General features: G+C 34.9%; 15 protein-coding genes and 2 pseudogenes. 14 read left to right on the top strand and 3 right to left on the bottom strand.

Features of this window, described 5'->3' with window-relative positions:
• The first annotated feature begins 521 nt into the window (after positions 1-521).
• The 5 genes and pseudogenes from ACE38V_RS17340 to ACE38V_RS17320 all read left to right on the top strand — a co-directional run bounded on the left by ACE38V_RS17340 (position 522) and on the right by ACE38V_RS17320 (position 4,123).
• A pseudogene (locus ACE38V_RS17340) lies at positions 522-1,087 on the top strand (DUF4256 domain-containing protein).
• A 507-nt stretch (positions 1,088-1,594) separates the two neighbouring features.
• A complete protein-coding gene (locus ACE38V_RS17335; RefSeq protein ID WP_375843187.1) occupies positions 1,595-1,828 on the top strand; it encodes a single-stranded DNA-binding protein in 234 nt (77 codons plus the stop codon).
• A 49-nt stretch (positions 1,829-1,877) separates the two neighbouring features.
• A complete protein-coding gene (locus ACE38V_RS17330) occupies positions 1,878-2,771 on the top strand; it encodes an MBL fold metallo-hydrolase (protein WP_375843185.1) in 894 nt (297 codons plus the stop codon).
• 12 nt (positions 2,772-2,783) lie between these two features.
• Positions 2,784-3,632, top strand: coding sequence for a ComEC/Rec2 family competence protein (locus ACE38V_RS17325; RefSeq protein ID WP_375843183.1), 849 nt, complete (start codon positions 2,784-2,786; stop codon positions 3,630-3,632).
• A complete protein-coding gene (locus ACE38V_RS17320; RefSeq protein ID WP_375843181.1) occupies positions 3,632-4,123 on the top strand; it encodes a hypothetical protein in 492 nt (163 codons plus the stop codon). Before ACE38V_RS17325 ends, ACE38V_RS17320 begins: the two co-directional genes overlap by 1 nt.
• A 194-nt stretch (positions 4,124-4,317) precedes the next feature.
• On the opposite strand, the gene ACE38V_RS17315 is transcribed toward ACE38V_RS17320, so the two are convergent.
• Both ACE38V_RS17315 and ACE38V_RS17310 read right to left on the bottom strand, forming a co-directional pair.
• The gene (locus ACE38V_RS17315) at positions 4,318-4,653 is read right to left on the bottom strand and encodes a type II toxin-antitoxin system RelE/ParE family toxin (protein ID WP_375843179.1); all 336 of its coding nucleotides are present in this window, start codon (positions 4,651-4,653) and stop codon (positions 4,318-4,320) included.
• Positions 4,654-4,656: 3 nt separating this feature from the next.
• Complete coding sequence (locus ACE38V_RS17310; protein WP_375843177.1) at positions 4,657-4,956, bottom strand: type II toxin-antitoxin system RelB/DinJ family antitoxin; 300 nt, start codon at positions 4,954-4,956, stop codon at positions 4,657-4,659.
• Positions 4,957-5,803: 847 nt separating this feature from the next.
• Here ACE38V_RS17310 and ACE38V_RS17305 point away from each other — a divergent pair.
• From ACE38V_RS17305 to ACE38V_RS17270, 8 genes are all read left to right on the top strand, one after another.
• Entirely contained in the window at positions 5,804-6,568 is a 765-nt protein-coding gene (locus ACE38V_RS17305) for a stalk domain-containing protein (RefSeq protein ID WP_375843175.1), read from the top strand.
• Positions 6,550-6,858, top strand: a complete 309-nt coding sequence (locus ACE38V_RS17300) for a hypothetical protein (protein WP_375843174.1) — start codon at positions 6,550-6,552, stop codon at positions 6,856-6,858. The genes ACE38V_RS17305 and ACE38V_RS17300 overlap by 19 nt, the downstream gene beginning before the upstream one ends.
• 545 nt (positions 6,859-7,403) lie before the next feature.
• Positions 7,404-7,856 carry a reverse transcriptase domain-containing protein gene (locus ACE38V_RS17295; RefSeq protein ID WP_375843172.1) on the top strand — a complete coding sequence of 151 codons (453 nt, stop codon included), beginning with the start codon at positions 7,404-7,406 and terminating at the stop codon, positions 7,854-7,856.
• Positions 7,857-7,858: 2 nt separating this feature from the next.
• Positions 7,859-8,554 carry a group II intron maturase-specific domain-containing protein gene (locus ACE38V_RS17290; protein ID WP_375843170.1) on the top strand — a complete coding sequence of 232 codons (696 nt, stop codon included), beginning with the start codon at positions 7,859-7,861 and terminating at the stop codon, positions 8,552-8,554.
• 134 nt (positions 8,555-8,688) lie between these two features.
• Entirely contained in the window at positions 8,689-8,991 is a 303-nt protein-coding gene (locus ACE38V_RS17285; RefSeq protein WP_375843168.1) for a hypothetical protein, read from the top strand.
• A 578-nt stretch (positions 8,992-9,569) separates the two neighbouring features.
• Complete coding sequence (locus ACE38V_RS17280; RefSeq protein WP_375843166.1) at positions 9,570-10,688, top strand: DNA sulfur modification protein DndB; 1,119 nt, start codon at positions 9,570-9,572, stop codon at positions 10,686-10,688.
• On the top strand, positions 10,663-11,694 hold the full coding sequence (locus ACE38V_RS17275; RefSeq protein WP_375843164.1) for a DNA sulfur modification protein DndB: 1,032 nt from the start codon (positions 10,663-10,665) through the stop codon (positions 11,692-11,694). Before ACE38V_RS17280 ends, ACE38V_RS17275 begins: the two co-directional genes overlap by 26 nt.
• Positions 11,695-11,824: 130 nt before the next feature.
• Positions 11,825-12,418 (top strand): competence protein ComK, encoded by a 594-nt coding sequence (locus ACE38V_RS17270; RefSeq protein WP_375843162.1) that lies wholly within the window; start codon positions 11,825-11,827, stop codon positions 12,416-12,418.
• Here the strand turns inward: ACE38V_RS17270 and ACE38V_RS17265 are convergent.
• Positions 12,414-13,453: pseudogene (locus ACE38V_RS17265) on the bottom strand (IS4 family transposase); the annotation flags it as partial. The gene ACE38V_RS17270 and the pseudogene ACE38V_RS17265 sit on opposite strands and share 5 nt — an antisense overlap.
• A gap of 225 nt (positions 13,454-13,678) precedes the next feature.
• Between ACE38V_RS17265 and ACE38V_RS17260 the strand changes: the two are divergent.
• Positions 13,679-18,370, top strand: a complete 4,692-nt coding sequence (locus ACE38V_RS17260; protein ID WP_375843160.1) for a hypothetical protein — start codon at positions 13,679-13,681, stop codon at positions 18,368-18,370.
• Positions 18,371-19,010: the final 640 nt, after the last annotated feature.

Raw genomic sequence — 19,010 nt, 5'->3', positions numbered from 1 at the left:
ACCTGTTAAGAAGGCTTGATGATTGATAAAATCAATCGACTGAGCCGGGGTATCACTGGAGGACGAGAATAGAGTCCTTTCGTCAGCAGGGTATCAATTGTTTTTTTTTTAAAGACTCGTTACTACTGTATTGCAGGTTATGTACTACTTCCTAATATCAGTACGTATCGAAGTACTATAGGAAAGGGCGTATCTAGTTAAAGTATGGTAGTGCTAGAAACGATATCAGGAGAAGGGCGCACTAGGTTACACGAATAGCCTGTGAATCAAGCAATTCTTGAGTAAGTTTTATGAGGAGTTAAGGATCTTTGATTGATAATCGAGACAAGATAAAGACACTCTGTGGGACATGTGCTCTGCTGGAGATAATGGGTTAAAAAATGGAACTACAATAAATTGTGATTGTTACATAAATATTCTGTTATATTGTTATAATGAAGAACTGATGGCTCATGTAAAGATAGTTGTAGTATGCAAGGTATAACTATAATTAGGTAGTTGGAGTCCAAGGAGGTTTGAGTATGAATAATGAAAATAGAAAGTTGTCACCAGATCAACATGAAGAAATACTCAAAATATTGAAAGCACGTTTTGAGAAAAACATGAATCTCCATAAAGAAATTGAATGGGCTAAAGTACAAGAAAAGCTAGAAACTAATACAGAAAAACTGTGGTCGCTTTTTGAAATGGAAAGAACTGGCGGAGAGCCGGATGTTATTGTTTATGATCAAAAGGCGGGGAATACATTTTTTATGATTGTTCAAAAGAAAGTCCTAAAGGGCGGAGAAGTGTTTGTTACGATCGTGAAGCGCTAGAGTCAAGGAAACGACATAAACCACAAAACAACGCTATTGATATGGCTGCTGATATGGGTATTGAGATTTTAACGGAAGAACAATACCGGGAGCTGCAGAAACTTGGAAACTTTGATACGAAAACATCGAGCAGGGTAAAAACACCTACTAATATTAGAAAACTAGGTGGGGCCATCTTTTGTGATCGTCGCTACGACACTGTCTTTGTGTACCATAATGGAGCAAATTCCTACTATGCTGCGAGGGGATTCCGTGGCTTGCTTAAGGTCTAATTATTGGTGTGAAACGCTGCCCGGTGAATGGACGTAGTGGCTTACACTCCAAGGGAATAGATTTCGCCATAAGCTTATATCATCAAAACTCTTTTGATTTTTTGTATAAGAGTTATGTGATTTCGCACGTGGAGTGTGAAGTAGGAATGCAAAGGAAAGATATGTACAAATCCTGAGTTTTCAGCACTTTGCACGATATACTACTTTTACCACGGGTGGCGATGATTTTAGGAATAAGGTTTTAAAAAATAAAATTGATGTTTCAGTTGTATTGGACATGGAGTGTGTAGACATGTTTAATGCATGCGTGGACAAGAGTGTTCAGGCATGTCTTTATTACGCAGTGTAGGGCAAATTTAAGACTAGGCAATGATGAGAGAATGTCGGTTTTTAGCTGACATTCTCTTTTTATATAGAATATTGTTAAATTAATAGAAATAATTACATATTTGCGATATAATCATATCAATAACATTGTTGACATCAATATCATATGGGGGTTCATTAATGCAAGATGTAAATGAGCTTTTAAATGTTGCAATTAAAGAAACAGAAAGGTTAAAACAGGGTGAGATTTTTCTTGTTAAAGATCTTTTTAAAGGTTATGAATGGAACCGTATTCCTCGCAATCAACGTCTTTTGCTAGGTATATTATTTCTAAATCGCGTGAATTCATTAAAAGATTTTATACAAGTATTTGAGAAAACTTCTTCCGGACAGCAAAAATATAAAATAAAGTAAGAGAAAATAATTCAGACCATAATTTAAATTTTGATGGGGGGTATAGATTATGAGTGTTATTAAATCGTTCTCTGTTGGAAACGGAGATACATTTTACATTAAGCATGGGAGTAGTAATTTCACAATAATTGATTGCTGTTTAGACGATGACAATAAAGATGCCATTGTTAATGAAATTATTACGGAATCTAAAGGTAAAGATATTACACGTTTTATATCTACCCACCCAGACGACGATCATATCTGTGGATTAGAGTATTTAGATGACAAGATAGGTATCATAAATTTTTACTGTGTAAAAAATGAAGCTACTAAAACAGATGAATCTGTGGATTTTGATAGATACTGCAAATTGCGTGATTCCAGCAAAGCTTTTTATCTTTATAAAGGATGTAAAAGGAAATGGATGAATAAAAATGATAAAAACGATGGTAAAAACTATGGTTCATCCGGAATAAATATCCAATGGCCTATCGTGGATAATTCAGAATATAAAAATGCACTATCAAATGCCAAGGACGGCAAAAGCCCTAACAATATATCGCCCATATTTACATATTCTTTTAACGGTGGTGCAACCGTAATGTGGATGGGAGATATTGAAAATACGTTTTTAGGTAAAATTAAAGATGAGATAGACTGGAAAAAAATCGATATTTTATTTGCACCACATCATGGTCGTGATTCAGGAAAAGTTCCTACCGATATCCTAAATCAACTACAACCTCAGATTATTGTTATTGGGGAAGCACCTTCTGAAAACTTAAACTATTATAACGGGTATAACACCATTACTCAAAATACCGCTGGAGATATCATTTTTGAATGTGAATCTTCAAAAGTACATGTATATGTTTCCAATAAAAATTACAGTGTTTCTTATTTAGAAGACGAGAACAAATCAAATACATATGGCACATATATTGGAACTTTAAGTGTATAGGAGGGATTGCAAATGGAAATGACAATCAATTTTTATGATGTTGAACATGGAAGCTGTACTCATATTATAACGCTGAATAACAAACACATTTTGGTTGATATTGGGTCCAAAACATATAAAAGCATTACCTCTTATATCAGGAACAAATATTTAAGATATTATGGCGGCAATATTGATGAATTAATAATTACACATCCCCATGAAGATCACATCTATGATTTACCACAATTATACAATATTTTAAAGCCTCGAGTATTACAAAGACCCAAGGGTGCTTTTGATATTATACCCACTCAAAACACAGCACTACATAAAGAGATTGCGGATTATGCAAATAAAATGAATCGTGAATATAGCAATCCGATTGGCACTGGTGAAAATCCTCTTTATTCAAGTAATAATGGTGGAGTAGATATAGAAATTATATCCTCCGCTGACAGTTGGACTACTAAAGACGATCTGAATACTTTTTCGAGTATAATTATAATAAATTATGAAGGTTACAAATTTATATTAACGGGAGATAATCCAAAATCAATATTACAAAATATGATAGAAATAAATTATTGTGATATAAAAAATAAGATATCAAATGCTACAGCATTACTTGCCCCTCACCATGGTAGGACGGGTGAATATTGTGATTCTTTCTTTAAGCTTGTAAATCCTTATTTAACAATTGTCTCGGATAAATCTATTGTTCATACTACACAAGAGAAAACAGCTCAATTATATAAAGGTAGAGGTGCTAAACTTTATGGAAAAGAACGATATGTTTTGACGACAAGAAACGATGGGACAATTTCATTTACTGTTACTACAAATAGTTGTACGGTATCAATGAATCAGGAAGGGTATTAATGGAGACTAAAATACCGTTTTACAATATATTAAACATGCTTTTAACTGGATTTATTTTCGTTGGCTGCTGTATATTTATTTATATCAACACTTTTTTACATTTACTTATTTCAAATGCCTTTCCTAAAATTAGTTTTGGTTCAGAAACTATAATCACAATTAGCTTTTTTTCAGTCATTTATGAGATAGGTTATATAATTAATAGAATTGGCTCTATAGTAACCGAACCCATACTAAAAAAAACTAAAGCTATTCCATTTGACAATGATTATAAAAAGTTTAACGATTGTAAAAAGCAATACCCAATTTTAAGTACACTCTCAAGAGAATATGCGTTATCAAGGACTACGCTGACGTTGTTCTTGATAACTACTGTTTTAGCTGCATTTCAAAAACAATGGATACTAGCTTTAATATTTATACTAATAGCTGTATTGTTTAGTCTTTCATGTAGAAAACATGCAAAGAAAATTGTGGATATTATGAAGTAACGGATTTTGAAATTTAACGCAAACTGCTTCTCTTGAACACTTTATGATATTAAATAAGTGCCTGTCACCACCCGACTCCTGTCGAAGAACTTCGACAAATTTCGGGTGGTGACTCTTTTATTAATGTGGAGTTAGCGTGAAAAATAAAGTGGAAACCCTTTCAACATAGCGTTGAAAGGCTACTTTAATTTGTTTTATTCCATATCCATCTGTGAAAGCTGTCGTATCTGTTCACGTTTTCCGTAAACAACAGCGGTTACCTGTACTTTAAAATGATTCTTGTCTATCCAGAAGTAGACTAGAAAATTTTTAACAGGCATTTTTCGGATTCCATAGATGTGCCACGGTTCTTCTTCGGTAAGGGTAATTCGCTGTGGGAATTCGGAGAGAGAGGAAATCGCATTCTCTAATGCATCCAATAGACGTAGTGCTGCATCCGGGGCTTTCAGTTCAGAAGCAATGTAATGTGTGATTTCCTGCATCTGTTCCTGTGCGTGTGTTGTGATTTTTACAACGTAGGTTTCACCCATAGATTATAACTCCCGTCTTAAGTCTGCAAATACATCGGCTGCAGGACGGGAATGGTTTGCTTTAGCATCTTCAAATCCAGCTTGCATCATGGCATCGAATTGTGCTGCATCCATTTCATCGAGAGCAATAGGTACAGTGGGAATGGAAAGAGAGAATGGGATACTCTTTGTCATAATGATTTGTTTGTAAAGCATATTGATGACAACAGAAGCTGGCACTCCCAATTGAGCCATGATTGCTTCAGCTTTTTCTTTTATTTCCGGTTCAACACGAGCGAGGATATTTGCGGTTTTAGCTGCCATAATCATTCCACCTTTCGTTTTTCTTTATTGTATACTTTTGTATAACGATTAGCAATACAACAATAAAATTTCTAGAAGCAGGGGTAGGGAGGTCTACATCCCTACAAGCCAAACAACAACGGTAATGCGAATGGAATTTTGTCCATTTAGCGGATATACTCCGTTACTTGATGCTTTGGATATTTAATGAAAGTGAAAAACAAATTTTTTTCTCTCATTATCGTCTGAGACAGCCGTAGGAGAGCGTTTACTAAAGTGAAGCTGATGGTAGCACTACTAGCGCAGGTGGTGTGTGGCTTTGAGCTGAACTTCAAAAATAGGTTAAAATTATATAGAGTAGCATACAACTGGGCGAGAATTGATAATTTTGCGTATAAATATAAATCACAGAACATTAATACCCCCTTGGTTATAGGGGGTACAACTTTACGCAAAATCAATATTTACGCGTATTAGTATCATTTTTCTATAACAACACCATGTGGAATACTGTACGTTGATCACATTAAAATAATCGAAAAGTAGTTCATTTACCCTATAAAAAATTCAAGCTTACACCCAAGCTTGAGTTTTTATATAATTCAAAGATTTATTCTAAAAGTATTGAATAAGAAATAATCTAATTATAAAATAGGTAATATGTACCAAATAATTTTATTATTTTTATCGAACTTACCTAAATGGTGTAGAGCGATTATGATAGAGGATTTTATTAAAATTATTTCTTACATATTGAAAAACTGGGAAATAGAATTGATGGACATTTTAAACAAAATAGAAGAGATTTAAAGGGAGGCCTAACTATGCATAAAAGTAATCAAGACTGGTTTAGCTCTTACGCTATTCCTTGGGGTATCAATGCCAGCCACAATTAAAGCGGTTACTGTCGAAGTCAGCAATAATAGGAAACAGAACGATTATTAGCCAAGCCGCATCTTACACAAAGCTCAAAACAATCATAAACGGCTCAACCAAGTCCTACAAACAACCATCCATCTACAAAGAAAAACAAGTCTTAGTTCCAATGAGTTCCGTATTCGCATCATTCGGAGCCAAAGTAACACACACAAGCAAAACCATGACAGCGGTAAAAGGTAAAACAAAAGTAGTAGTAACGTTAAACAGCACCAAAGCTACAGTCAACGGCAAATCATATGTCCTACCAATCAAAACACAAAAATGTGGCACAACCCTAATGGTATCATATAAACTAGTCAACAAAATGTTTGGCACAACAAGTCATTATTCTACAACATACAAATCCGTCACCTTCACAACACAGAAGGCATCAAATACTGTTGGAGGTATCAAAGTTAAGTTTGGAACACACACATATGCTTCAAAAAGCCAAGCTGAATACGATGCAGTGTTGAAAAAAATGGAAGAAAAGATGAAATATGTAGATAATATATCATTTGGTGGAGAGGATTATGAACAGTATTATTATGAGTATTTAAAAGGAGCAAGGTGGAGTGGAGATAAGAGTGATAGAAGTGACAGAAATGTAGGATTAGCTTCGGCTGAGAATGCATTAGCAGATTTGGTAAGTGCTAAAGTAAGTAAATCTGATATGGAAAAGTATATAAAATACAAGTGTTATTTGCACAAGTAGTAGATGGGGTAAACGACCCACTAACAGGAGCACCAAATTCTGCATATCAAGTACTCTACAAGAACATAGGAGATTGTGATGCATTTGCTCAAGCTAAGTCAGCTTTTTACGACTATGCAGGATACACTAATATGATAGTAGCTGGGCATAATCATGCAGAGATGTATTTAAAATTGAACAATTCTTGGTTTTTAGTAACTGCAGGAACATTTGAGAAAGTCAATATAACAACTGTTATAAATTCAGGGAATTATGTTTTAACAAATCCTACGTATGGAAGCTACAAATAATAGTAATTACATGAAGAATCTGACTAATAGTCAGATTCTTTTATTGTGCGCCCGGCATGGGTGTAATCTCTAGGGTGAAAGTCCCGAGCCGCGAAGGCAGAAGTAGTGGTTAGCTTAACGCAAGGGTGTCCGTGGTGACGCGGAATCTGAAGGAAGCGAGCGGCAAACTTCCGGTCTGAGGAACACGAATTTCATATAAGGCTTGGTATCATTGGATGAGTTTGCAGTACAAAACAAAGTCCATTCTGCCAAAGGTGATACGGAGTAAATGAAGCAGATAGGTGGAAGGAAAGATTACACTCTTACCCAGGGAGGTCTGATGGATACGTGAAGTACCCTTCATAACCTACTTAGCGATAAGTAGTTGAACCATCAGAAGTCAGCCGAGGTCATAGTACGAATCGGTCTAGAACGATTTGGAAGGACCGAACAATTAAGAGAGAATAGCCCTTGGCATTCAGTGAGTCATGACGAACACAGAAAACGTAGTACCTCACTTGAGGAAGGAAACGGTGAATCCCGTGGGGGACCTCTTGGAGGATGGAGTGACGACTGTTATAAGAAGATACGCTATTCACGGAAGGAAAGAAATAACGATGCTTATGAATCAAATCCTGTCACGGGAGAATATGCTCCAAGCATTGAAGCGAGTAGAACAGAATAAAGGAAGCCATGGAGTAGATATGATGCCCGTACAAATCCTACGACAGCACATACTCGAAAACTGGTCATCCATCAGAGAGGCAATTCTCAAGGGTATCTATGAACCAATGCCTGTCCGAAGAGTCGAAATCCCGAAACCTGATGGCGGTATTCGGTTGTTAGGTATTCCAACTGTGACAGATCGTTTGATTCAACAAGCCATTGCCCAAGTACTATCGAAGGTATATGACCCAATGTTCTCCAAACATAGTTATGGGTTTCGCCCAAACCGAAGTGCCATGATGCAGTTAGGAAAGCAAAAGCATATATCAAAGATGGATACAGATGGGTGGTAGACATGGACCTAGAAAAGTTCTTTGACAAAAAGGTAAACCATGACAGACTCATGAGCACACTAGCGAAAAGAATCAACGATAAACCATTACTAAAGCTCATTCGCAAATACCTACAAGTTGGTGTCATGATTAACGGAGTTGTTTCGAGTGCAGAAGAGGGAACACCACAAGGAGGACCTCTGAGTCCACTGCTTTCTAACATTGTCTTAGATGAACCAGACAAGGAATTAGAAGCCAGAGGACATAGATTCGTTCGTTACGCAGGAGAACGAACAATGGCAAGCATTCAACTATTCATTGAGGGGAAACTCCGCTTAAAAGTGAATGAGATGAAGTTAGCAGTAGACCGACCATGGAAACGGAAGTTTCTAGGGTTTAGCTTCACCTCTTCTAAAGAGCCAAAAGTCCGTGTCGCAAAGAAAGGCCTAAAACGAATGAAGAAGAAAGTACGAGAAATCACCTCAAGAAAGATACCCTATCCGATGGAATATAGGATTCAGAAATTGAATCAATATTTAATAGGGTGGTGTGGATATTTTGCGCTAGCTGATACGAAATCTGTATTCAGCGAATTAGATGGTTGGATTCGGAGAAGGCTTCGCATGTGCTTATGGAAAAACTGGAAGAAGCCAAAGACAAAAGTACGCAATCTTATAAATCTAGGCGTACCTGAATGGAAAGCCTATGAGGGGGAATAGCCGAAAAGGTTTTTTGTCGAAGTTGAAATTATTGTAAATAAATTTTTTATGGGGAGTGTATATGAATAAATTTGGGTTTAAAGGAAAAGGTATTGTTGGCAATATATATTGAATCTTAAAAAGAATATCCTGATTTGGTAGATATATATCATGAGGATTTTGATATAGATGCTGAGAAGTTTATTGAGGCATTGGATGATTTATTTGAAAAGGGCTATATAACAGAATATTATATTGATGATGAAGGCGAATATGATTTATCTGAGACGAAGTTAACAAAATCTAGAGAGCGATATGTGGAGAGATTTATTAATATAAAAAATACTTTAAGTAAACAAGATAAACTAAAAGCGATTATTCAGAAGGCTGTAGAATTTGGATATAATGAATTGAAAGATATAGGGGTAAAAGTACTTAGAATAACTTACACACTTTAGTTGACAAGCCCAAGGAAATTAATCTTCATATTTTATGTCTAGAAAAAAATATTCCTGATGGTTGTTCTGTTATGATATAGGATTAATTTTATAAGATTAGTAAAAAAGAAATGCATTAAATTGAAAGGCATTTGGGAAGTAATCTTTTCCAAATGCCTTTTGCCGTCTATTTGACTTGATCAATAAATTTAGCATAGATTTTCTTGTTTTAAAAAAGAGGCTCTTTTCAACAAAAAATATGAGAGCAAAGAACGTATAAATAGTGTTTTTCACTATTATGAATGATTGGTGAGTAAATTTTTAATGTTCACAAAATATTCAAAATTTTTTGGTTAAAAACATTACTATAGGGTTAAATAGCAATGTTTTTATATCATTTTGATGAAGAACAAGCAGAATTAGAATTTTTTATAAAAGAAATATAATATTATATCGTCTTAATATAAAATTGTCAATGTTTTACAGAATTGAGACAAAAAACAAGTAATTCGTTAGAGTTCAATATCGAAATAGACAACAAAATATGATTTACATTTACATTTGGTAAAATTTATAATATTTTCAGGAGGGTGATGAAATTGTCAAATAATGACTTTAAAACCATCATTGAAGGAATCGGCTATAATCAATTTGGCAAAAAAGTACTGGCAACCCAAATTCGTTTTTCTACACTGGAGGCATTATTTGAGGTAGATCCAGAGGTACAACGCAAATTGGACCCGATTAGAAGGGTGGAAATAAGACAATTTATATTAGAATCTTTAAAGAACATTGATTTTTATTTTTCGCCATTTGTTTTCTCGGCTAGGGGAGCCATTAAGAAGACGGAACATGGCTGGGAGCTACAGCCAGGGAGCAAGCTTTACATCTTAGATGGGCAACATCGCGCCTCAGCACTGTCATCTGCTTTAAGTCATTTGATATCACAAAAAGAAACGGCAGAAGAGGCTGGAAATATAAACGAAGCGCGAACCATTCAAGATTACATTGAGAAGTTGAAGGAATATCCGATAGCGATGCAAGTATATTTGGACCTCTCTACACAAGATGAACAGCAGATGTTTACTGACATTAATACGGAGCGAAAAGAAGCACATATAGGATTAATTATGAAATACGATCATCGAGACACCTATACGGAATTAACGAGACAGGTAGCAAAACAACTGGAACATCAATTTGAAATTGAACAAGAATTATCCCGACTTACATACCAAAACTCAGCTGTTACTTCACTTACAATTATGAGGAAATGTTTGTTAGCCTTATTCGAAGGGAATTTAACAGTCAAAAAAGGCAACGCAAATTTTGGAAGCTATACACCTGACGAAGTAATGGCTATCTCTTTGGCATTTTTTGAATCATGGCTGCATTTATTCCCTAAACAAATGGCTAACCGAAAGAAATATGTGACGGGTCTCACGGGAATTCAAGTTGCGTTGGCTCTTACAATCTATGAACTCAACAAGAAACATTCCATTCCTCATCAAAAAGCAATTATGCAGCTTAAGCAACTTAAACAATACTGCACGTGGCAACATGATGACCCACTTTTTTCCCATCTATATGATTCCACATCGAGAAAAATAACAAATCACTCATCCACTACTTCAATCCAAAGAACAGCAGTGAAATTTTTGGCAATTCTAAATAAAGAAAGGATTGAATGTCATGATCATCAACGAAGTATTCTCTAAGCGACAATCGATCGTAACTTATACACTTAATGAGTTGTCAGCCCTGATCAATAATGGGCAAGTGAAATTGCGCCAGGTAAACAAACTGCATGTGAGAGCAATAAAAAGATACATTTTGGAAAACGTATTAACCGAACAAATTTATTTTCCACCATTGGTGGCGAATGTTGCTTATCTCGGGACTGAAAAGCCTCAAGAATTGACCATTATAGATGGTAGCCAAAGACTAGCAGCATTTTGTCAAATTGAAGAAACGGGATACAGAGTGGCAAAAAGTGATCATCATGAGGAAATGAAAAAAGGGTACAAGCTCATTCATTTTGCACAACATACGGAGGTGGCCATACAAATTTTTGAAGGGCTGTCACAGGAAGAATCGGATCAACTCTATATTGACCTAAATACAAAAGGGAAAAAGGTGGCTCTATCAAAAAGAATTGCCTTTGACTCGAGAAAAGAATTGAACATTATAACCAACACTATTCTAAAAATGAATACACAATTAAAGACAGCAGGTGTTGAAATCGAAAAAAGAGCAGTGATAAGACCAGCCAATAAAAAGTTGCTATCTTTGTCACACTTGCGTCAAATTGTAGCGATATTTCTTACCGGAAGAATGGTCTTCAGGACGATAGAGGAGCGTTATGAACCTCATTTGCGTGCGGAGGATTATGTCCAATTGATTAACACATGGTTTCATGAATTATTTCGTTTATACTCACCGGAAAAAATAGGTAATTTTCAAATATCGATGCTGGCAAATCATCCATTACTTGTTAGTGTTGCTTATTTTGCAAATAAGGGCTTGGGGAAAAAGGGATTAGAAGAGCGAGAACAAGAATTATTTAAGCGAATGCGCAGGTTAAAAGATGTGGACTTTAATAGACAGAATCCCATATGGAAAGAGTTTAGGGGCACTGCTAGAGCAGGCTATTATTATCTGGCTAACGACAAAGGAAATATTGAAAAGCTTGTTAATTGGCTCGAGGAACAAGGGGGTGAGTAGAATGTGAGAAATCAAATAAAAATCCCATAGGTAACACAGTCTGGCAGACAGTACCTATGGGATTTATCGAGTTGGGTATACCAACTTTATGTTAGTATACCCTTTTTCGCAATAATTTTATAGTTCTAAGATGAAAGGAAGAATCAACAAAACGAAGGAGGGTTTAACAATGAAAATTAGGAATAACTACTTAATTAATGAAAAAACAGTTCTATTCTACGGTGAATGGAATGAAAATGGAGAATTATTCACATTTGTTATTGAAGGTGATGATAGCTTTTTAGTCTCAATGTCACCTATCAAGCTTATTGACAAGTCGCTTCTCAGCTATGGATCAAACTTCATAGGTGCGCTGAGGAGTTCGAGGGAGTTATTAGGTGGAAACAGAAAGATGTACCCAATCAAAATCGATGCCTCATTGGACATTTGGCTATTCCCTACAAAGTCGTATAAAAAAGAAAATTGCGTCTGGTTTGCTTTATCTCATGTAAAGTATACCAAGCGACTGGGCAACAAGCACACGAAAGTGTTCTTAAGCTATGGACATGAATTTGAAATTGAAATGGGGGAATCTTCTTTCCGCAATAAACGAGACATTACTTTAGACCTGAGGAACATTATTTACCGTAACACGAAAAAGTCGTTGAACTATGTTGCTGTATCCCAAAAACAATTGATAATCCTTGAACAGGAGGGGCAGTTTGAATGCAAATCTAACAACTAATTTGTAAGGTTTTTCGCTTACTTCTTGTTTCGATTTGTGCGAGTACATGTAGGCAAAAAACAATAAGTGCGATAAATACTTGGTTTTGAATCGCCCATTCGCTCTGACCGTAGAACTTTTTAATGCTGAGATGTTGTTTGATCCATTTGAAACACAATTCAATGGCCCAGCGTGATTTGTACATCTCTGAGATTTCTTCGGCACTTAAATCAAAACGATTCGTGATCAAATGGAGTTCATTTCCTTTTGAATCTAAGACTTTTATTAGGCGAAAGTAATTTTCAGCACGATTTTGTGTCGTACCTATCAGTTCCATTTGATCCGATAAAACAGACGTGTTTTCGGGCAGCTTAAAGTTGTAAACTTCTCGTATTACAGCATTTTTCCGTAGCCTTGAAAGAAAAAAGTAGCCATCATCTGTCATTCGATCAAAACGTTCGTAATCTAAGTAACCACGGTCGAACACATACATGCATTCTTTGTCATCTACCATGATTTCAAGCTGACCACGGTCATGTTCTTTTGCTGTTGTCATAACGGCTTTTTCAGGATAAGATGTGCCTTTTTCCATAAATACAAGATGCAGGTGCAGTTTCACTCCTGCCTTTGTTTTCCGGAATTTTGCCCATTTATGATTTGTCAAATTCAGTGGCAACTTGCTTGAATCGATGATTTTTAATGGCATCACAAGTTTCGTATAATGCGTTTTAGCATGAATTTGTGATACTAAATCGAGAAAAAGACTTTGGAAAAGGTCGGGATTCAACCCATTTAATCGTTTTGATAACTGAGAAATACTAATAGAGTCAAGGTCGATTGCCTTTTGAAGCTTGTCATCGAAAAGATAGTCACTTAGTGCATGAAGACTCTCGACTTCCTGTAACTGCGCAAAAAGCAGTAACTTTGGAAAGACTCGGTCGTTAATTTTTTCGTATAGAAATCTAATTGCAATGTTTTCACTTGTTCCTCAAAAACCTTCGAATTTATTGGTGAAAACCATTGTCCAAATGAAGTTTTTCGTGTAATCTTGTCCATGAGTGATGTCCTTTATTAGTGGATTTGGACGGGTTACCACCTGACTTATCCATTATAAAGGACTTTTTCTTTGCACAAAATGATAAAATTGAACATTCAGAGTATTTTTAATAGTGAAATCTAATTAATACAACTCTAGTGAATTAGAGATAATAAATAAATCTGTAATTAAAATATTTAAATGTTATAATATGGTAAGGAATTTATTGTGTAGGGAGTGATGGTATGCGAAATTATTGTGAAGAAATTCAAAGCGAGAAAGGAAGTAAGTATTTCTTACTGCCAACCTATCAAAGTAAATTAAGGAAAGTGGCCGAATGGTATAAAAGCCAACATAGTAAGTATAGTAAAATATTACAAACGGAAATACAACAAGAGTTTTTGGGTGAATCTCTACACGGTGATTCAGAACTCAAATTAGCTATTGATGATTACGAAGATAATTTCGCAACGAAATTATCACTTTTTTGCGTTGCGGATTTTTTATGTAAACATATCATATCGACTTATTCTTTCGGGCCGGTAAACACAGTAACGAGGCAATTTAATTCCAAAAAATTAGGTCAGTCGTGGTTTGAGTATAAAGGAAATGCCAATGAAGTTACAGAGATTCTACAAGCTATCTTAGCTGAAAATAATGAAGGTAATCGAATCAACTTAAGTGTATTACTGGAAGACCGGCCTGTTAGAAGTAAGTTGACTCATAGCGGGGATATCGCAACATGCTTATCTGCCATAAGATGTTATAACATCATCAGAGATATGATTATCTTCATGGATAGTGATTACGAATCACAATTGTCAAGATTTACATATCCAGATGATATTCATTGTGATATGCAGGCTTTTTTTAGTCATACAAACAATCTGAATTTCAATCATAGAACAACTATTCTAGTGGCTGGGTCGTTAAATGATATTCCAGGTGATCAAAGAGCAATATTAGCGAATATGCCTTGGGATATTGTGATTGACTTTGATGGTTATACGGAGTATGGCGGGCTCCAATCAGTTGTAAATCATAGTCAAATTCATCCTCAATTATTAACAAAAGAAACTGCAGAATCGGCAATACTGAAAAAGGGCATTACTCAATGGTTTAAATGTGGTCAATTGGTTACACCATCTCATGATGAGCAGCACTCAAATATCTTAAAAGTATTACCGACAAAAATCCCATTTTATACTGGAAAATTTAATAAGTACCATTCTAAAGTATCGGCAATATTTAAAGAGATTTTGCAAAAAGTTGCACAAAAATTAAATCCGGTTACAATCGTCTATTTACATCCAGATGATCAAATTGCCCAAGACTTATTAAAAGTATGTGAAGAAGAATTGGACTCCGTTTCATACGCGTTTTCCGGCATCTATTACTGGAGTAATGACACTATACAAAATTTAGAACGCAATATTTTCTCATCTTATTTGCGATACAACTATGATTACAGCAATCGTTTTCAATTTATCCAGAGTGATCTTGACAGCTTTTTCAGAGGATTAAAGGAATATGAGGTTACTTTTACAAAGAGAGAAGATGTGAGTACAGATACACTTTTGCCTTCTAATGATGGTTATAAAGAGTTATCAATCAATCAAGCGCAAAATGTTGAGACTTATTTTGAAGTGCTTTATAAAGGATGCGGCCAAGAAGAACAAAAAAAGGCAAAGGAATTAATAAGCGATTTTTATCGGGGAGGAAATGCACCGTGGTGTGCATTTGCAAGTAAAGAGACAGCCGATCTTATTCCGCAAAATGAGTTTTATAGAATGATCCATAAAATTAAGACCCAACTTGGACGTATCCCGGATGCCAATAAAGATAAAGTCTTCTATTTGGAACATACGCCTGGTATCGGAGGTTCAACTTTATTACGGCGGATAGGCTGGGAATTGCATTCGGATTATCCTGTTCTTCTTATTCATCGTTTTGATAAGAACCGTATCTCAAAGATCATTACAGATTTGTATGATTATTTATCAAAAGGTGTGGTCGTTTTAGCGGACGAATACTTTGAGAATATTGCAGAGTTGGAAACCATTATAAAAGAAACTCCGAGAGCTTGTGTACTTATTGCAGCTGTCAGACAAAATGGTGAACGTTATAATGCGCAGAAATTACCATTTTCCGCAATTACTTCTGATTCTGAAAGGCAAATTAGAAGATTTATTAAAGAGTATAGTCCATTATCAAAGGATGATTTGGAGTTAAAAGATGCAGGGTATGATAATTTTATCAGGCAAGATATTAGTTCCATGAGATGTCCGTTTATGATTGCTCTTTATTATATGGACAAGCACTTTAACGGAATTGATGGATATGCAGAACGAGTCATAGCAAATATTACACATGGGGAAAAGGAGATAAAGGCAATTGCCTTTATGGCATTGTGTGATATTTATGGACAGGAAAGTTTACCTGCTGTTTTTGTCAATAAATATTTAGGTTTAAATCCGAGAAGCAATTACATAAACACAAATGAATCTATAAAAAGTGCTTTTTATATACCAAATAATCAAGAAATGATTGTATATCGGCCAAAACATTATTTAATCAGCCAAAATTTACTAGATAAATGCAGTCAGTATTTATATGGTGAGCCGTATCGTGAAAAATTGGCTGATTTGGCGACTGAACTAATCGAAGCAATATTTGAAGAATGCAAGGAAAAATTTGCGGATGCCTATCATGTGATCTTGGAAAAGGTATTTATAAAGAATCGGATTGGATATGACATGAACCAGTCGGATTTTTCAAAAATTATTGAAGAGGTTCCATTGTCACCAAAGAAAAAGGAAATATTGTTAAAATTGGCAACGTTATCGGCAAAACTTGCGGATGAAGTGGATCCGAAAGAATATCAGCAGATTTATATGATGACTGCGCATTTTTATGGGCACTTAAGCAGATTGTGTTCAAAATATAGTGCTGGAATTGGTAATGTTGGACTTGCTACCGAATATAGTGAAAAATCTATGGAATATATGGAAATGTGCGGTGGTCAAGATTCCAGAGTTTATCATATGCATGGTCAAACAAAGCGTGCTGTTTTAAAGGACAAGTGGGATAAATTGGTACGAATCAAAGAAGAGTTGCCAGATTCAGAGTTCTCTAATTTTGAAGATGAAATTGACAAAATAATAAGTATCTTTTCATTAGCTGGACAAACAGGCAGTCCTGATTATGCCTTAACTTCACAAATGAATCTTCTTATGGACTACTTATACTTTGTGTACCGCAAAAAGGGAATTAATTCAGTTGATCAACTGGCTGCATTATCTCCAAAACAGCAACAATATAGAACCGATATTGAGGGATTGATTAGTGCTCTGGATGGTGTTGAATTAGATGATAATACAAGGAGTATATATTCTAACTTGTTGAATGAATATCGTTCTAACATCATGATGAATCAATTTGGACAAGCGATTGAGTATTACACTAATAGAATTGAATATTTGTTAAAAAATAATGGGTCGGCCTCTGAAATCATTAGTGCAAAACACGGATTGGTCAATGCTAGATTTGGTAAATATCGGTTCCAATCGGCTGATGGAAGTAGTTACTATAAGGATATTCCAGCCAAAGAGGTAGAAGAAATTTTACATTTGCTGGATGACATTATAGAACATAGCTTCGATATCAATAAATATCAGGCACGGCAGCGACGTATATCCATTTATAATAGATGGCTGCAATTAGCTAAGTATTCGAGTCAATCTGTCGATAAAGGAATAATAGTGGCTTTAAAATGGAAGGAACTTGAAGAAAAGGATAAGTTAAATGATCCAAGACCGTACTATTATTTATATGTTTTATATTATTTAAGTGTTTTAGAAGGAAACAGAGCAAATAGTTCACTCGCTACGGAATATCAAAAATTATCTTACCAAAAAGCATTAAGTGCTGGTCGCAAATTAAATTATATCTGGGATTTCTTTGTCGAAGGGATGGGAATGGGACAATTACAAAATGCCAATAGTGTAATTGATTGGTCTAATATTATTGAAAGTGGAGATGTAGATTTTCGACCAATTACAGGTCATTTTGATAGAGTTGTAAGTAAAAAGGGCATCGTTAAAATTCAAGATCCCATTAATTGGCATGAACGTGAGGCAAAGTTTAGAATAGAAGAAAATAATACTTTAGGAGAAAACCAGGTTACGCATAAGGTTAAATTTTACGGCGGATTCGGATTTGAACAAATTATAGCACTTGATTTGTCTGTTAAAGATGATTATGCCGGAGAAGAACTTCCTATAATTATTAAAAAGAAAAATGTAAGAAATAGCGTTGCCAATTCGTATTTTAAAGATTTTATTCCAAGCTTTGTTCAACAAGATCCTAATACAGGTACTTATTATTTAAATGGAAAAGTCGATAATAAAAATGCTGGATTATCTTCTATGGATATTTTTCAATTTGGCCCACAAGTGGATGCATATATCGATGCAAAGGCAATATTAAATCTGCTGAATAAAATGGATAAGTTCCAGGTGAAATGTTATAAATTTAATGGAAGAAGAACTCCTGTTTCATTGTTTGAAACCGGGAAAACTTTATTTGAAATATTAGGGGAACCTAAGCTATCAGCGGAAAATAGGGTTAGTCAAGTTATACTTGGGGAGAACAACAACAGTCCTGTTGATCAAAGTAAGGTAGTTTTTAAAGACACATATGAAGAACCAGAAGCTGAAGAAAAAGAAACACTTCCGGAATTTATTGGGGAAGTGAGTTTAAAAGTTTTAGAGTTTACAAGGAAAGGTGTAAAGGGAACTTTTGTAAAGGAAGGTAAAATTTGGATTGGCAGTATTCCTACAGGTATTAGCAAAAAGGAAGGAAAGCAAATCTGTGGAAAGACAATAAGAGCCAAAATTATTTCGAAAAATAATAAGGAATATATTTTAAAGAAATAAAAATAAGAGGCTATCCCATAAGGTCTTTATAGATGACTTTTTTATGGGTCAGCCTATAATGCATAATTTTTAGAATAAAAATTACCCGATCTCCTTATTAACATATAAATATATTTTGATAGACATTTTACGTTGAGAGTATAGTTCAAATGACGAAATGTGGTTAGAAGGACAAACAAGGGGGATCAATCATTATATATAGTGGATTTGGGATATACTCTTTTACTTGATACTTTGGATATTTAATGAAAGTGAAAAACAAATTTTGTTTTTTTTCTCTCATTATCTTCTGATTTACTTATAAAATTTCTAAGGCTTTAAGCAAGAAAAAGATTAACAAAGTATCAATGAATGAGATTTTAAAATCCAGATTAGAATAATGCATAAACTGAATAATATATATAAACCAAGTTTTTAATGACTGCCATGCTTTTCAGAATTCATATCAAAATAACAAAACAGAGCCAAAATTCCATTTGGAGTTAGGCTCTGTTTTTTTGAGGAATAAAATCGTGAAACAAGAAAATTTGGGTGGTGACAGGTACCATCTAATATACATAGTCAAGCCGAATAAGTAACTAAATTAAGATAGTTGAAGACACTAGTTTTGTATAAATAGTGCCATAATTTTCAGTTAAAT

The sequence above is a fragment of the Cytobacillus sp. Hz8 genome, from assembly GCF_042263505.1.
In the GTDB taxonomy this organism is placed as follows: domain Bacteria; phylum Bacillota; class Bacilli; order Bacillales; family Cytobacillaceae; genus Bacillus_BE.
Note: the sequence above shows the minus strand (reverse complement) of the source record. Positions and strands in the feature narration are given on the sequence as shown.

What these genes read in the sequence shown, in the direction of transcription:
- ACE38V_RS17335 (WP_375843187.1), top strand. Translation starts at nt 1,595, where the DNA reads ATGCAAGATGTAAATGAGCTTTTAAATGTTGCAATTAAAGAAACAGAA.
- ACE38V_RS17330 (WP_375843185.1), top strand. Translation starts at nt 1,878, where the DNA reads ATGAGTGTTATTAAATCGTTCTCTGTTGGAAACGGAGATACATTTTAC.
- ACE38V_RS17325 (WP_375843183.1), top strand. Translation starts at nt 2,784, where the DNA reads ATGGAAATGACAATCAATTTTTATGATGTTGAACATGGAAGCTGTACT.
- ACE38V_RS17320 (WP_375843181.1), top strand. Translation starts at nt 3,632, where the DNA reads ATGGAGACTAAAATACCGTTTTACAATATATTAAACATGCTTTTAACT.
- ACE38V_RS17315 (WP_375843179.1), bottom strand. Translation starts at nt 4,653, where the DNA reads ATGGGTGAAACCTACGTTGTAAAAATCACAACACACGCACAGGAACAG.
- ACE38V_RS17310 (WP_375843177.1), bottom strand. Translation starts at nt 4,956, where the DNA reads ATGGCAGCTAAAACCGCAAATATCCTCGCTCGTGTTGAACCGGAAATA.
- ACE38V_RS17290 (WP_375843170.1), top strand. Translation starts at nt 7,859, where the DNA reads ATGGACCTAGAAAAGTTCTTTGACAAAAAGGTAAACCATGACAGACTC.
- ACE38V_RS17275 (WP_375843164.1), top strand. Translation starts at nt 10,663, where the DNA reads ATGATCATCAACGAAGTATTCTCTAAGCGACAATCGATCGTAACTTAT.
- ACE38V_RS17270 (WP_375843162.1), top strand. Translation starts at nt 11,825, where the DNA reads ATGAAAGGAAGAATCAACAAAACGAAGGAGGGTTTAACAATGAAAATT.
- ACE38V_RS17260 (WP_375843160.1), top strand. Translation starts at nt 13,679, where the DNA reads ATGCGAAATTATTGTGAAGAAATTCAAAGCGAGAAAGGAAGTAAGTAT.